This window comes from Amycolatopsis sp. NPDC049252 (assembly GCF_043197175.1).
Taxonomy (GTDB): domain Bacteria; phylum Actinomycetota; class Actinomycetes; order Mycobacteriales; family Pseudonocardiaceae; genus Amycolatopsis.
The window spans coordinates 1-15,439 of sequence record NZ_JBICSQ010000036.1 but is presented as its reverse complement, the minus strand read 5'-3'; the positions used below and the strand labels follow the sequence as shown (position 1 = coordinate 15,439).

Here is a 15,439-nt window from a genome sequence, read left to right as displayed (position 1 = left end):
GGTCATTCGCGCCTTCTTCACCTGCGAGGTCTCGATGTTCAGCGTGCGTTCTCTTCTCTCCGCGGCGCTCGCGGCCGCCGTGTTGTCCGGGATGGTGGCCGCCCCGGTCGGGGCGGAGGAGGAGCCCCCTCCGCCTGGGTCCGAGCGGGCTCAGGTGCTGGCGTTGCTGCAGACAGGCGGGACCAGCGTGGCGAGCGGCGCCGAAGCCGCCCTGGTGGGCTCCGACGAGGACGTGCACCAGTATCTGACCGCGGGGCAGTTCGCCGCGCTCGAGACCGACCTGCGGGTAGGGGTCACGCAGGTGCTGGCGCAGGGTGGCCCCGGGGTGCGTGGGGCGGCGGTGCAGGCGCTTGGTGGGACGGCCGAGAACATGAGGGCGTTCCTCGCCGGCGGGTACCAGGAGCCTTACCAGCAGGACCAGCGGGTCCGGGCGACACAGATCCTGGCCATCGGGGGACCGGGGGTCCAGGCGGCCGCGCGGGACGCGCTGACCGGGGACGCCGCCGCCGTCGAGGCTTTCCTCAACCACGGGCAGTACACGGCTCGCGACAGCGACGACCGGGTGCGCGTCACCCAGCTGCTGGCCACCGGAGGACCGGAGGTGAAGGCGGCCGCCAAGCGCGCGCTCACCGGCTCGACGGCCGACATCCGCGAGTTCCTGGCCGTCGGCTACCCGATCGCCGCGCAACGGGACCAGGAAGTGCTCTCGGTCGCCCAGCTCGCCGATACGGCGAAGGCGGCCGGTGACCGGGCCGCGGACCAGACGAAGCTGGCCGTCGAAGCGTCCGACCAGGCGGTGAAGGCAGCTCAGCTGGCGAAGGAGGCAGCCGCTCGCGCGGCGGCGGAGACCCAGGCCGCGCAGGGGTCGGCGGCGCGGGCCGCGGACGCCGCGGGCCGGGCCGCGGATGCCGCGGACCGGGCGGCCGACGCGGCTCGCACGGCCGTGAACGCGGCGCAGTCGGCGAACTCGGCGGCGCGGGTTGCCGCAACCGCTGCCAGCCAGGCCGCGACCGCCGCCTCGATGGCGAACCAGGCCGCGTCGAGGGCCGGTGACGCGGCCGCGCTCGCGTTGATCGACCGGGGACACGCGTTTGACGCGAAAAAGGCGGCGACCGACGCGCTCGCCGTCGCCCAGGGCGCGAAGAAGGCCGCCGAGGCCGCGGACGCCGCGGGCAAGGCGGCGATCGCTGCGGGCAATGCCGCCTCCGCCGCGGCTTCCGCGGGGACGCACGCGGACGAGGCTTCGGGTGCGGCCGGCGAAGCGGGTTCGTGGGCGCAGAAAGCCGGTGCGAGCGCGGCCCGGGCGAGCGCCGCGTCAGCCCGCGCCAAGCGGGCTGCCGCCGAAGCGAAGCGCGCCGCTGCGGCAGCCGTGTCGATCGCGCACGAGGCGGCGGCCGCGGCCGAAGAGGCCCGCCTGGCCGCGCTGGATGCGGCGACCCACGCCGAGAACGCGGCCAAAGCGGCGAACGACGCGGCCGACTTCGCCGGGGACGCCGCGGCTGCGGCCGACCGGTCCGCGGCGGCCGCGACCGAAGCCCAGCGAGCGGCCGACGCCGCCACCACGGCGTCCGACCAGGCTGCCGGGATCGCGGCCACCGCGCGCCGCGCGGACGACGAGCGGCTGACCGCCCAGCAGAACCAGGCGATCAGCGACGCCGAGGACGCCGAGGACGCCGAGTCGGCAAGGCAGGTCAGCACGGCCTGGGAGGCGGGTACGGCGGTCCGGCTCGAACCCGACGTCCAGCGACTCCTCGACGAGGCCGGTGCCGCCGCCACGTCGCCGGAGGTCGTCGTGACCGACGGCCGCCGAATCGCGGCCCGGTTGCTGCACGTCGGCGGCCCGTGGGAGAAGTCGGCCGCGGCCGACGCACTGGCCGGCCAAGGAGCGGACGTCGTCGCGTTCGTCCGGGGCGGCCTCTCTGCCGCCGTTGAGCGCGACGACCGCATCAGCGTCGGTTCGATCGCCGACAACACTGACAAGCCCGCGCAGCGGACGGCGGCGGAGACCGCGCTCGCCGGCGGGTACGACCAGGTTAAGGAATTCTTGCGGACCCGCGCCTACGCCGGCAAGGAGATCGACGACCGGGTGCTCGCGACCCAGCTCGTGAGCGCGGGCGGACCGGGTGTGCAGGCCGAAGGCCGGAAGGCCCTCCAGGGCGGTCCGGCCGACGTAGAGGCGTTCCTCGCCACCGGCCAGTACACCGCGCGCGAAGGGGACTACCGTGCCCTCGTCACGCAGGCGCTGGCGACCGGCGGTGCCGAGGTGAAAGCCGCGGCGCGGGTCGCCTTGTCCGGGCCCGCGTTCTACCTGGACAACTTCCTGCAGGGAGAGAAGTTCCGCGCGCAGGTCCGCGACGCCGACACCGCGACCCACGTCGCCGAGGTGGGCGGTTACCTGGCCGCCGCGGCCCGGTCGGCCGCGCTGGCGCAGCAGAATGCCTTCCAGGCCGCCGCATCGGCCGCCACTGCGCGCGGTGCGCAGGAGGACGCCGACCGGTACGCGGCCGACGCCCGGGCATCGGCCGCCCAGGCCAAGATCTACTCCGACCAGGCGCAGCAGTCCGCGGACCAGGCCCAGCAGTCCGCGAACGAGGCCGCCACTTCGGCGAAGCAGGCGACGGCGGCGTCCGTCGCCGCCCAACGGGACGCGCGTGCCGCGGCCCACTCGGCCGAGCGCGCACGCATCTCGGCGTCCGAAGCACGGATCGCCGCGGACCGGGCCGCGTCCTCGGCCAAGATCGCCCGGGACGCGGCGACCGAGGCCGGCCAAGCCGCGTCGGACGCCGCCGCGGCGGCCACGGAGGCCGGCCGGATCGCTTGGGAGAAGAGCCAGCAGGAGGACAGCGCGCGCCGCGCCGCCGAAGCCGCGTCCGGGACGTATGACGACGGGGTCTTCAGCATCCGCCAGTACGCGGACGGCGCGATCACGCTCGTCTATTTCGACGGCGGTTGCTTCCTCAACGGCACGAGGCTGCCGGCCGGGCTCGGGCAGTCCTGTGACGTGCTGGCCATCGACTTCGGGATCTGGCTGGCCGAGGAGGGCAGCTCCTGGGGGCCGATGCGCTCGGGCCACACTCTGAGCCTCTCCGACCTCTACCTGAAGGCCTACTGCAACAGCGACGAACACGCCCTGGTGTGCGGCGACACGCTACGAAACCAGCTCAACGCGGCGCCGGACCAGCTGGGCCAAAAGCTCGAGGCCGGCATCGGCAAGCCGCTCGAGCGCCTGCTCAAGGTCCCGCTCGCCGAGCTGCTCGGCGAGTCCGTCGTGCCCGGCCTGCTCCGCGGCGCCGGTGAAGGGGCCTTCGGAAAGTTGCTCACGTCGCTGCGGGCTCAGATGGCGAAGCCGTTCACGACGAACCCGCAGCTCTCCGGCTTGATGAACGAGCTGTACCGGCCGGGCGCGCGCTTCGGCAGCGGCAGCACCGCGGCCATGGTCCGCGTGGAGCGGGCGCTCGACCTGAGCGGCACCGGCTTCGACCACGCGAGCAAGGCACGCAGCTACATCACCGCGTTGCAGAAGTGGCTGCGGGACAATCCGACCGGGGCGGAGATACCCCCGAAGTCGGGGATCATCGTGAGCGAGGCCGACCGGGCCGCGGCACAGAACGTTATCCTCGACATGCAGAACGCGTTGGCAGGGAAGTGACAGTGACACCGGAAGCGGTCGAAGCCGTGGTGAGCGTCAGCGAGGCGCTCGCCGCGGTCGATCGAGCCCAGGTACTGGACTGGTCCGGCGACGACACCGGAGTGGACCCGGAGTTCGGCGAACTGCCGCTGATCGTGCGGCTGGGCCACCTGGGCTCGGCCTTCGTGCTCGCCGCGGCCGGGCTGTCGCCGGAAGAACGGCGGGCCGTCCTGGCGGCAGTCGAAGACGTCGTCGCCGGTGGGCCGCCGGACGCCCGGACGGCCATGACGACCGGCTTCCTCGAAGCGGTCCAGAACGTCCGCGGCGACGGCGTCGACTTGGCGGCGCTCTGGTCCGAGCTCGGGCCGCAGTCGCGGGAGTTCTGCCTGCTGGTGGAACGGCGTGGGGGTGGCGAGCCGCCGGAGTGGATGCGCTCCTGAGCGCCGTGTCAGGAGTCCACGGGCTTGGTCCACGCCACCTGCACCAGCCCCGTCCCGTGCCGCCGAGACACCAGCGTCCCGCGACCAGGTGGTTGCGGTGACGGCTTGACGTCCGCCAGCAGCGCGCCTTCGTCCTTCGTGCCCGACATGATCAACCCCGGCGAGCCCAGCTCCCGCAGCCGCTGCAGCACCGGCTCGAACAACGCCCGGCCGGCGCCGCCGGAACCGCGGACGATGAGCACGTGCAGGCCGATGTCCCGGGCCTGGGGGAGGAACTCCAGCAACGGCTGCAACGGGTTCCGGCCGACCGTCGCCACCAGCTCGTAGTCGTCCACCAGGACGAACAGCTCCGGGCCGCGCCACCACGAGCGGTTACGCAGCTGTTCCGGCGTCACCGACGGGCCCGGGAGGCGGTTGCGCATCGCCGTCGCGCAGTCCGCGATCAGCTCCGTCAGCTTGCCTTCGGCGCCCGCGTAACCCAGCAGGTGCTCCTCCGACACCGCGCCGAGCAGGCCGCGGCGGTAGTCCGCGACGATGATCGCCGCCTCGGCCGGGGAGTACTTCGACGTGATGCCCCGGGCGATCGCCCGCAGCAGCGAAGACTTCCCCGACTCGACGTCGCCGAAGGCCACGAAGTGCGGGTCCGCCGCGAAGTCCAGGTACACCGGGCGCAACGTCGACTCCGCGATGCCCAGCGTCACCTGGCGGGCCGGGCCGGCGGCCAGCGTGTCCAGCGGGACCTCCGGCGGCAGCAGCCGGACCTGCGGCGCGCGCGGGCCCTGCCAGGCCTCGGAGATCCGGCGCGTCAGGTCGACGCCGCCCGCGCCGATCGTCTCCGGGCGCTGGTCCGCGTCGATCCGTGGCAGCGCCGCCAGGAAGTGGAGCTTCTCCGCGGTGATGCCGCGGCCGGGGCGGTCGGCGGGCACGTTCACCGCGACCTTGCGGTCGATCGAGGAGTCCATCGGGTCGCCCAGGCGCAGCTCGAACCGGGTGCCGATGGCGTCGCGCAGCTGGGCGCGGACGCCGATCCACTGGTTGAGCGAGACGATCACGTGGATGCCGAACCCGAGCCCGCGCGCGGCCAGCCCGGTGATCTGCTCCTCCAGCTGCTCGTACTCCTGCCGGATCGTGGTCCAGTTGTCCACGAACAGGAAGACGTCGCCGAACTCGCGGCCGTCGGTGCTCTCGGTGAACTCCGCGCGGCGCTGGCGGAACGTCGTGATCGACTCGATCCCGTTGGCGGCGAAGAACTCTTCGCGCTGTTCGAGCAGCGTCGTCAGCTCGGCGACGACGCGGCGGCAGCGCTGGGCGTCGCGGCGGGTCGCGTAGCCGGACGTGTGCGGCAGCCCGGCGATCGGCGCCAGCGCGCCGCCACCCATGTCGAGGATGAACAGCTGCACCTCGGCCGGCGTGTGCGTCAGCGCGAGCATGCCCGCGATGTCCTTCATCAGCGTCGACTTGCCGGTCTGCGGGGCGCCGACGATCAGCGCGTGCCCGCCCGCGCCCGAGAAGTCGGCCCACAGCAGGTCGCGGCGCTGCTCGAACGGCTTGTCCACCAGCGCCACCGGGATGGTCAGCTTGCCGTTGCCGCCCCAGCCGAGCGGGCACAGGCCGCGCGCGGCGTCCTCGCCCAGCGGCGGGAGCAGCTGGTCCAGCGTCGGCGGCTCGTTCAGCGGCGGCAGCCAGATCTGGTGCGCGGCCGGTCCCTTGCCCTCCAGCCGCGAGAGCATCGCGTGGATGATCGTCTCGCCGGTGCCGTCGGCGGCCGGGGCGTCGGAAAGCTCGGTCGTCACCGGGATTTCGACGGGGGCCAGCGAGAACGGCAGCACCCCCAGCTCCTGGCCGTCCTCGCGGACGACCGTGCTGCGCGGCGGCAGCTCACCCGAGACATAGGCCGCCTTGAGCCGGATGAGCGTGTCGGTGTCGGCCTTCAGGTACGCCGACCCGGGCACCGGCGGCAGGTGGTAGGCATCGGCCACCCCCAGGACCGCGCGGCTTTCCGCGGCGGAGAACGTCCGCAGGCCGACGCGGTAGGACAGGTGCGAGTCCAGCCCGCGCAGCCGGCCCTCCTCCAGCCGCTGCGACGCCAGCAGCAGGTGGATCCCGAGCGAGCGCCCGAGCCGGCCGATCGCGACGAACAGGTCGATGAACTCCGGGCGCGCGGACAGCAGCTCGCTGAACTCGTCGATGATCACCAGCAGCGACGGCAGCGGGTCCAGCGGCGCGCCGTCCGCGCGGGCCTTCTCGTAGTCGCGCACCGACGCGTAGTTCCCGGCCGCGTGCAGCAGTTCCTGCCGCCGCAGCAGCTCGCCGTTGAGGGCGTCGGCCATGCGGTCGACGAGCGCGAGGTCGTCGGACAGGTTGGTGATGACGGCGCAGGTGTGCGGCAGCCCGGTCATCCCGGCGAAGGTCGCGCCGCCCTTGAAGTCGATCAGCGCCAGGTTCAGCGTCTCCGACGAGTGCATCACGGCCAGCGCCGTCACCAGCGTCCGCAGCAGCTCGCTCTTGCCGGACCCGGTCGCGCCGATGACCAGGCCGTGCGGGCCCATCCCGCCCTCGGCCGACTCCTTGAGGTCCAGGTCCACCGGACGGCCTTCGGGGTTGACGCCCAGCGGGATCCGCAGCCGGTCCCGCGCCGCGCGCGGCGCCCAGGTGACGGCGGTGTCGGTGTCGCGCGGGTCGCCGATGCCGAGCAGCCCGGCCAGCCCGAACGTCGCCGACATCGGCGCCTCGCCGACGACGGCGGCGGGGGTGTGCAACGGCGTCAGCATCCGGGCCAGGGCCTCGGCGGCCCCGCGGTCGAGCACGTCCGGGCGGCCGAGGAAGCCGAGCCGCTGCTCGGTGGCGTCGCCGACGACCATGCCGAGCGAGTCCGGGGTGGTGTGCAGGCTGAGCAGCTTCTCGGTCGAGAACGTCCGCGGGTGCTCCGAGCCGATCTCGATCACCGTGACGCCGAGGCGGCCGTCCTCGCCGATCAGCCGGGGCTCGCCGTGGGCGTTGCCGCCGTCGACCACCACGACCAGGTGCGGCAGGTCGAGCTCGCTCGCCGCGCGGCGGCTGAACACCGGCCGCTCGCCGAGGTCCGGCCCGAGCAGCTCGGCCAGCGGGGCCGCCGCCTCGGCGGCCAGCCGGCGGGAGCCGACCGCGTCGGACGCCGTCGCCGCCGTCGCGTGTGGCAGCCACTTCGCCCACTCCCAGTCGTGCTGCCGGTCCGGCGGCACGCAGAGCGCGATCCGCAGGTCGGCGGGGGAGTGGAAGGTGGCGAGCTGGCACAGCAGCGACCGCGTCAGGCCCAGCACGTCCGGGCGCCGCCCGGCCAGGGTCACCGCGGCGAACGACCGCAGCGACAGCGCCACCGGCAGGCCGTCGACCGTCGAGTAGGTGCGGATGAAGTGCTTGAGGCTGGTCGAGGAGACCGGGTCCAGGTCCTCCAGCGGCACGGTCTGCGGGGCCTTCAACGGCGTCGCCAGCCGCTGCGGCCCGGTACCGGCGCGGACCTGCGCGAACTGCGAGTCGGTGCGCCGCCGGTCCCACAGCTGCCCGGTCTCGACGTAGGCCCACAGGTCGGCCGGGTCGGGCTGGACGGCGACCATCGCGGCGCGCTGGCCGTCGGCGATGTCGCGGACCTGGCCCCGCAGGCCGGTGAGGTACCGCTGGTAGTCGCGGCGCTCGTCGTTGATCTGCGCCTTCTTCGCCATGCCGCCGCGGCCCAGCGACATCACGACCATGCCGCCCATGGCGCAGAGGAACAGGGCGCCGAAGACGTAGGTCATCACCCCGCCGTCGCGTCCGATGTAGACGAACGACATCGCGCCCATGCCGAGCATCATCGGCAGGAACATCATCAGCTGCATCATCCCGCCGGACGAGCTCTTCGGCAGCATCGGCGGCGACTGCAGCACGATCTCGGTGGGGCGCTCGGGCGTCAGACTCATGCGGCGAAGACTCCAGATCCGGGATGGCTCTGCCCGGTATTTTGGCCACTCACCGCCCGCTCGCGGTGGGTACTTTTGCCGTCCGCCCGCTTCCGGGGACGAACTTACGCTCTGCCGAGCAGCCACCCGCGGAAGGAGACCCATGGCCGGCGAGTACCGGGCTGAGCCCGAGGCGATGCGCTCCGCCGTGGGGAACGTGGGCGGCATCATCGCCCACGGGATCAACGCCGTGGCCGACCTCGAACGCCTGGTCGTGCAGCCGACGTCGTTCGCGACGTTCGGCAGCGCGGTGGCCGCCGCCAACGCGGCGCTGCACTCCGGCCAGATCACCGCCGTCCGCACGCTCCTGCAGCTGCTGCAGCAGATCAACGGGCTCGTGAAGGCCAGCGCCGACGCCTACCAGGCGGCGGACCAGGACGTCGCCACCGGCTACGGCGGCGGCTCCGCGACCGGCGCGACTCCGCCGGCCGCGTCGATCTGGGGGAACTCGCACGCCTCGGAGCTGGCGACCCTGGCGATCAACGACAGCGCGGGCGCCCACGGCGAACCGTCGTCGGTCGGGAACGTCCTGCGCTACCTGGGGGACGCGGAGCTCGGCAAGCTCGGGGACCACCCGATCACCGACACCCGCTTCCACGGGGTCGCCGACTTCAACGACTGGCTGGCCGGCGACGCCGACAACCAGGCGCGGATCGGGCTGATCGAGGTCTACGCGGGGACCGCCCGCACGTTCTCCGACGTCCCCGGCGGCGTGCACAGCGGGGACGTCGTGGTGGTCGAACCGCTGCTGTTCTCCGACCGCCAGCCGGTCATCGGCGTCGCCGGCGACGGCGGCCGCCTGTACAACCACGGGCTCCTCGACGCCCGCATCAGCGGACTGGCGAAGGTCAGTGTGTACCGGCCCGCTTCCGTCGTCTGAGCTGTGTTTCCCGCCCGATGAGACTTTGTGAGGTCGTCCGATGCTGACTTTCCCGAACTCCAGCGCGATGGACGCGACCGCGTCTTCGGGCGGGCCGATCACCATCCTGCCGCAGATCGTCACCGGCCAGCCGGAGCAGATCGCGAAGCACGTGCTCGACCTGGTCAAGAAGGCCGAGCAGTTCCTGAGCATGTACACCGAGCTGTCCAAGGCCGCCGACCAGCTCGGCAAGATCTGGTCGGGTGCGGCGAGCGAATCGGCGCTGAAGAAGATCACCGACTCGCTCGACCAGCTCACCAAGATCATCGGCGTGGTGCAGAAGGGCGCCGAGCTGCTCGGCATCTCCGGCACGCTGATCAAGACGGCGCAGGAGGCCTACCGCGCGGTCGTCTCCGCGGTGAACCCGACGGTCGCCTCGCTGATGTCGAACCCGTGGACCTACGGCGCGGCGGTCGCTTTGTCGACCGGGACCAGCGCCTCGCTGCGGGCGTTCATCACCTCGATCGGCGCGCTGCTCAAGGCCCTCGGCGCGACCGACCTCGCCCAGCAGATCACCCAGCTGGCGACGGTCATCGGCGAGATCGAGAAGCTGTTCCACCACGACACCGGCACCACGGGCGCGACGACGCCGTCGGCGGGGACCACCCCGGTCACGGCGCCGCAGGCCCCGTCGCCGGTGGCGAGCCCGGCCGGGCAGCAGGCGGTGGCGGGCGGGAGCGGCGGGGGGATCCCGCAGCAGCCTTCGTTCACCGACTACACCCCGCCCGCGCTCGCCACCGGCGGCGGTTCCAGCGGTGCCACGACTCCCGTGACGGCCAACGGCACCCCGCTCGACCCGTCGAACAGCTGGATCGCGGTGGACCCGGCCCAGCACGGCGCCACCGTGCCGACCCAGCCGGCGCCGGTCACCCAGCCGGCTCCCGTCACCAGCGGCGCCGGGTCGATGGGCGGCGCGAACGAGGTCGTCATCCACACCAACCTCACCACCGGTGAGTCCACTGTGGAGGCTCCGGGCGGGCAGGACTTCGACGTCGACATCAACCTGGACTACAACGGAAAGCACTTCAGCCAGCACGTCGGCTACGACGCGGCCGGGAACTAGCCGATGTGGGGCTCGGGGGTCGTCGACGCGTCCGGGGTGGTCAGCTCCGTGCTGTCCGGGTACCGGCAGGTCCTGGTCGAGTGTCAGCGGCGCGTCACGGGGGATCCCGGCGCGCTGAGTGCCGCGTCGCAGCGCGTCGCCACCCAGGCCACGACGGTCTCGGGCAGGGCGAAGGAGATCGGCGAGTCCGCGAAGACGCTGCACGCGGACTGGGACGGCGACGCCTACACCGCGTTCGCCACCGCGGCCCAGAAGCTGGGCGAGGAGCTGACCGACGCCGCCACGAAGCTCGACGACCAGGCGAAACGGCTCGCGACGGCGTCGCAGCTCGTGCAGTCGGCGAAGGCGGCGGTCGACTCGATCATCGCGCAGTTCGACCAGTACGCCCAGCAGCTGACCGCGCAGGCCCGCGCGGTGAACTCGGGCTCGGTCGGCGCGTTCATCCAGGCCGCGCGTCAGCTCGGCGAACAGAGTGTCCAGGCCGCGCGCCAGGTCGTCGACGAGTTCTCCGAAGCGCTCGCCGAGCTGTTCCCGCCCGAGGGCACCCAGCGGCTGGAATACAAGCTGGGCAAGAAGACCGCGGGCCCGCTGGGCTGGCTCAACGGCAGCCCGCTCGACGGGCGCAAGCGTCCGCGCGACGCGCCGTCGTGGTTCAAGAACTCGGGCTGGAAGAAGCTGACCTGGGACGGCCTCGAAGGCACGCGCGCGCCGAAGAAGGCGGACACGCCGTTCGGGCAGCCGAAGCCGGAGAGCGTCAAGGACAAGCTGGGCAACAACACCGAGATCACCTACTACAAGTTCAAGCACGACCAGGACGGGCTCACCCCGGAGTACGACGGGAAGATCACGTCGAAGGGCTGGGACGTCGGTGCGTCCGGCCACACCGAGCTGGCCGCGGTGAAGGAAGAGGGCGAGCTCAAGGGCGACTGGGGCGTCTCCTCGGCGCACGCCAAGGGCACCCTGTTCGCCGGCGGTGAGGCGAGCGCGTCCGGCACCCTCGGCGCGCACGGCGTGGGCGCGCACGCGAACGCCTTCGTCGGCGGCAAGGTCGAGGGCGAGGTCGCCGCGGACGTCGCGGGCATCGGCGTCGGCGCGAACGGCACGCTGCAGTACGGCGTCGGCGCGCAGCTCGACGCCCAGGCCGTCTACGACGCGGGCCACATCAAGGTCAACTTCAAGGCCGGGGCCGCGCTCGGCTTCGGCGCGGGTGTCGGCGCGAAGATCGACATCGACCTGCCGAAACTCGGCCACACGATCGGCGAGTACGGCGGCGCCGCGGCGGACTACGTGGGCACCGCGGCGCACGACGCCGCCAACGCGGTCGGCTCCGCTTGGGACGACGCCACGTCGTACGTGGGGCTGTGATGACCCTTCCCCTGGACTTCGTGATCCCCGACGGCTGGACCGCCGTCGACCCCGGCGAGTCGGGCGCGGTGTTCGTCGCCGTGCACGACGCGCCGGCCGGCGAGTTCGTCCCGAACATCACGGTGAGCGTCCAGCAGCGGCCCGACGAGGCGTCGATCGACGACGTCGCCGCCGAGGCCGTCGAACGGCTTTCGCGCACCACGGCCGGGCTCGACGTGCTCAGCCGCCGGGACGTCGGCGCCCCGGCCGCGCCCGGTGTCATGCAGCTGCTGCGCCTGCGCACCGGCGAAGGCACCGAGCTGATCCAGACCCAGGTGCACCTGACCGTTCCCGGCGCCACGCCGGAGCAGCGGCTGGTGCTCGAGCTCGCCTGCACGGCCGCGCCCGCGACCGCGCGGGCGCTCTCACCCGGTTTCCAGCGGTTCGTGGGCAGCGTCCACGTCCGCCAGCACGAAGGGAAAATCCGATGACCGATCCGTACGCGGTGCCGGACATGGACGAACTGCTGGCGCAGGTGCGCAAGCAGACCGAAGAGGTCCAGCGGATCCAGCGCACGGTCGAGGCGATGGAGATCAAGGCGCATTCGCGGCAGAACGAGGTCACCGTCACCCTCCGCGGCGACGGCCGGTTCACCTCGATCGACATCGACCCGCGCGCGATCCGCGAGTACGACGCCCGCAACCTCTCGGAGATCGTCCTGGAGGCGGTGAACGCCGGGCTCACGAAGCTCGCCGAGGCGTCGAACGCGAAGTTCGCGCCGGTGATCTCCGCGGCCAAGAACATCTGATGCCCGCCGACGTGTTTTCTCCCGCGGAGGCGGCATGACCACGGCTTCTCTCACGGGTACGACCAGGCGGGTCACCGTGGTCACGCCACGGGCCCGGGTGGACGTCGCCCTGCCGCAGCAGTCGACGTTCGCCGAGCTGGTGCCGCAGCTGGTGCGGCTCGCCGGGGCGTCCGGGCAGGCCTCGGCCGACCACCCGGGCTGGGTGCTTTCCCGGCTGGGCGGGGCGCCACTGGCGCTCGGCCTGAGCGTCGCCGCGGCGCAGATCCGCGACGGCGAAGTCCTCCACCTGACCCCGCGGGAGCGCCCGCGGGGTCCGCTGCTGTTCGACGACGTCGTCGATTCGATCGCCAGCGCCGCCGACGCGACCGGCGGCTGGGGCCCTTCGGTCGCGCGGCGGTCCGGGCTGGTGGCCGCGGTCGTGCTGCTGCTCGCGGGCGGGCTGCTGGTGCAGGCCGCGGCGTCCGGCAGCGTCCTGGCCCCGATCGGGACGGGCTTGCTGGCGCTGGTGCTGCTGTTGGGCGGCGGCGCGCTGAGCCGCGCGTACGGCGACGCCGAGGCCGGCGCGGCCGGGTCGCTCGCCGGGGTCGGCGTCGCGCTGCTGGCCGGGATGTCCGTGCTGCCACCGCATCCGCTGTTCTCGCTGTCGGCCGGGCCGCTGGCCGCGGGCTTCGCCGCGGTGACGGTGTACGGCGTGCTCGCGGCGGTCTCGGTCGCCGATCGCCTGCCGTGGTTCGTCGCGATCACCGTCGCCTCCGGGTTCGGCGCGGTGACGACCGGAGTGGTGCTGCTGGCGGGCGTCTCCCCGATCTCGGCCGCGGCGGTCGTCGCGGTGCTGTGCACGGCGCTGGCGGCGGTAGCCCCGATGATGGCGCTGCGCCTGGCCCGCCTCCCGCTGCCGCGCGTGCCGGACGACATGGAGGCCTTCCGCGCCGACGAACAGCCGTCGCTGGGCACGGAGATGTTCGGCCGCACGTCCCGCGCCCAGGCCGTGTTGACGGGCTTGCTGGTGGCGCTGGGCCTGGTGGTCCTGTTCTCGGCGGTCGTCCTCGCCACGGGCGGGCCCTGGGACGCCGGCCTGGCCGCGGTGCTGGGGGTCGCGTGGATCCTGCGTTCCCGTTCGTACGCGGGCAAAGCGCAGCGCCTGGTCCTGGTCGCCTTCGGCGTCACGGGCCTGGTGGTCGCGGGCGTCTGGCTGGTGGCCTCGGGCAACCGCACGGCGATCTTCGCGACGGGCTGCGCGGTGGTCCTGTCGGCGGCGATCTGCCTGATCTACGCGACCCGGGTGGCCCGCGGCCTGCGTTCGCCGTACTGGTCACGGCTGCTGGACGTCTCGGAGTTCCTGGTGCTGCTCTCGCTGGTCCCGTTCGTCGGCATGATCGCCGGAGTCTACGAAGCCGTCCGCGGCTGATCTGGCCTTCAGGAATCCAGGGCCAAGGGGAGTGTGCGGCGGACTCCTTCGCCGTGACGGCCATGCAGGGGGACAGCGGATCCGCTGGGCGAAGGCACCGAAGCGCCGGAGCGGGAACCCACCCGGATCGTCAGCTCCTCGTGCTCCTTGCCGCCCGCCGTGCGTCGCAGGGTGTACGACGTCGCCGTGAACGCCGCCTCCGGCACCGAGACGTCCAACGAGCGCACCGAGCGGGGCGTGAAGCACATCTGGCTCGCGTCGCCCCACGTCCACGCCCGCCAGTGGTCGCTGGGCTCCGGGGACGGGCCCTGGACGCCCAGCGCCACCCGCAGCTCCTGGCCCAGCTCGCCCGCCTCCAGCACCGTGCTCGGGTAGCCCGCCTCGGCCAGCTCGCCCATCAGGCTCAGCGCCGCGGACGCCGTGCTGCGCAAGGCACCCAGGTCGCCGCCGCCGCGGGCCAGCGCCGCGATCGGCGCGAGGTCCGGGCGGTAGCGGACGGCCAGCCAGCGCACCCGCAGCACCTGGTCACCGCGCGGGACCGCCCACGTCAGCAGCTGGGCCGACGCCAGCGGGACGTCCGTGCGCCGGTAGGCCGCGCGCAGGATGTCCACCAGCGCCTCGGGGGAGGGCTCGCCCGAGCCGGGCGTGAGCCGCACCAGCGCGCTCCACCCGCCGTCGACTTCGGCGACGCCGAAGCGGTTTCCGGCGCGGTCGACGTGCTGGCGCACCTTCACCGGCCCGGCGACGCGCATCAGGGCGTCGGGGCTGTCGTGGCGGGTGTCGTGGCGCCGCAGGCGGTACGCGATCCACGTCAGCGCCCAGCCGGCCGGATGCCGCCCGGCGAACCGCACCGACGTCAGCAGCACCACCACCGCGGCAGCGGCGCTGACGCCGATCCGGACGGGCTGCGCGAGGCCGTCGAGCGTCCACGCGAGCAGCGCGGCGATGCCGGCGACCTCCCACAGCGCGGCCTGCAGCGGCCGGATCGGCAGCAGCCACGGCAGCGGCGTGCGCGCGGGCCGCGGCGGTGCCGGGCGGACGGCGGACTCAGCGGTTCCGACGGACACAGGTACCCCTTTCCCCGCTCCGGACGCTAGTGCCTCCCCAGATAGGGCGTGGGCGTAAAAATTACCCTCGCCGCCCCCGGATCGGGTGCTTAGCATCAGGCGCTCGGAGGGTTCGGGACGCAGACAGGACGCACAGCCGGGGGCACGAGAAGCGTGTGGACGCAGCGGGACCAGATCCAGGCGTACCAGTTCCTCCGCCGCAGGCTCGTCTCCGCGCTCGTCGCCGCCGACGCCAACCACCCCGTCGCCCCCAGCCGCCGCCTGGTGCTCGGCACCATCCTGGGGCTCGTGGCCGCGCTGCTCGTCACCGCCGTGTTCGGCATCATCGGCCTGCTCAACCCGAACGGCGGCAAGGACTGGCTGGCCGGCGGCAAGGTGATCGTCGAAGAGGGCACCGGCGCGCGGTTCGTCCTCGGCGCCGACGGCGTGCTGCACCCGGTCCTCAACTACGCCTCCGCCCGGCTGCTGGCCGGCGGCAACGGCGACGCGACCGTTTCGGTGTCGTCGGAGAACCTCGGCAAGGCCGGCCGCGGCGCCCAGATCGGCATCCCCGGCGCCCCCGACTCGCTGCCCGCGTCGGCCGCGCTGGTCACCACGCCGTGGACGAGCTGCAGCCGGACCACCCAGGACGCGCCCGCCTCGGCCGAGCCGCGCACCGCCGTCCTGCTCGCCGGGCCGGCTTCCGGCGTGGAGCTGCCGCGCGACCAGGGCGTCATCGTCAAGCTGCCCGAGGGCGACCGCTTCCTGCTCAGCGGCGGCCGCCGTTACAAGCTCAGCGACGAGGCCGC

Annotated in this window: 11 protein-coding genes; 9 read left to right on the top strand and 2 right to left on the bottom strand. The window is 73.3% G+C overall.

The features are described from left to right. Window positions 1–43 precede the first annotated feature (43 nt). Window positions 44–3,649: an ALF repeat-containing protein gene (locus ACGFMK_RS29620; RefSeq protein WP_392769927.1), complete on the top strand. Its 3,606-nt coding sequence runs from the start codon at window positions 44–46 to the stop codon at window positions 3,647–3,649. A gap of 2 nt (window positions 3,650–3,651) precedes the next feature. Next, on the top strand, window positions 3,652–4,068 hold the full coding sequence (locus ACGFMK_RS29615) for a hypothetical protein (protein WP_392769924.1): 417 nt from the start codon (window positions 3,652–3,654) through the stop codon (window positions 4,066–4,068). 8 nt (window positions 4,069–4,076) lie between these two features. Here ACGFMK_RS29615 and eccCa read toward each other — a convergent pair whose 3' ends face one another. After that, on the bottom strand, window positions 4,077–8,003 hold the full coding sequence (gene eccCa / locus ACGFMK_RS29610; protein WP_392769921.1) for a type VII secretion protein EccCa: 3,927 nt from the start codon (window positions 8,001–8,003) through the stop codon (window positions 4,077–4,079). A 142-nt stretch (window positions 8,004–8,145) separates the two neighbouring features. Between eccCa and ACGFMK_RS29605 the strand changes: the two genes are divergently transcribed. The 6 genes from ACGFMK_RS29605 to eccD are packed head-to-tail and all read left to right on the top strand — an operon-like array spanning window position 8,146 to window position 13,584. Next, window positions 8,146–8,922, top strand: a complete 777-nt coding sequence (locus tag ACGFMK_RS29605; protein WP_392769918.1) for a WXG100 family type VII secretion target — start codon at window positions 8,146–8,148, stop codon at window positions 8,920–8,922. Window positions 8,923–8,962: 40 nt separating this feature from the next. Then, the gene (locus ACGFMK_RS29600; RefSeq protein WP_392769915.1) at window positions 8,963–10,024 is read left to right on the top strand and encodes a hypothetical protein; all 1,062 of its coding nucleotides are present in this window, start codon (window positions 8,963–8,965) and stop codon (window positions 10,022–10,024) included. A 3-nt stretch (window positions 10,025–10,027) separates the two neighbouring features. Next, window positions 10,028–11,389 carry a WXG100 family type VII secretion target gene (locus ACGFMK_RS29595; protein WP_392769913.1) on the top strand — a complete coding sequence of 454 codons (1,362 nt, stop codon included), beginning with the start codon at window positions 10,028–10,030 and terminating at the stop codon, window positions 11,387–11,389. Continuing rightward, window positions 11,389–11,859: a hypothetical protein gene (locus tag ACGFMK_RS29590; protein ID WP_392769910.1), complete on the top strand. Its 471-nt coding sequence runs from the start codon at window positions 11,389–11,391 to the stop codon at window positions 11,857–11,859. Before ACGFMK_RS29595 ends, ACGFMK_RS29590 begins: the two co-directional genes overlap by 1 nt. Further along, complete coding sequence (locus ACGFMK_RS29585) at window positions 11,856–12,176, top strand: YbaB/EbfC family nucleoid-associated protein (RefSeq protein ID WP_323332665.1); 321 nt, start codon at window positions 11,856–11,858, stop codon at window positions 12,174–12,176. The genes ACGFMK_RS29590 and ACGFMK_RS29585 overlap by 4 nt, the downstream gene beginning before the upstream one ends. Before the next feature lie 34 nt (window positions 12,177–12,210). Continuing rightward, complete coding sequence (gene eccD, locus ACGFMK_RS29580; RefSeq protein ID WP_392769907.1) at window positions 12,211–13,584, top strand: type VII secretion integral membrane protein EccD; 1,374 nt, start codon at window positions 12,211–12,213, stop codon at window positions 13,582–13,584. Between the two features lie 8 nt (window positions 13,585–13,592). Here eccD and ACGFMK_RS29575 read toward each other — a convergent pair whose 3' ends face one another. Next, a complete protein-coding gene (locus ACGFMK_RS29575) occupies window positions 13,593–14,651 on the bottom strand; it encodes a type VII secretion protein EccE (protein ID WP_392769904.1) in 1,059 nt (352 codons plus the stop codon). A 153-nt stretch (window positions 14,652–14,804) separates the two neighbouring features. On the opposite strand from ACGFMK_RS29575, the gene eccB reads away from it, so the two are divergent. Next, the coding region (eccB, locus tag ACGFMK_RS29570) for a type VII secretion protein EccB (protein ID WP_392769901.1) at window positions 14,805–15,439 on the top strand (635 nt) is incomplete at its 3' end.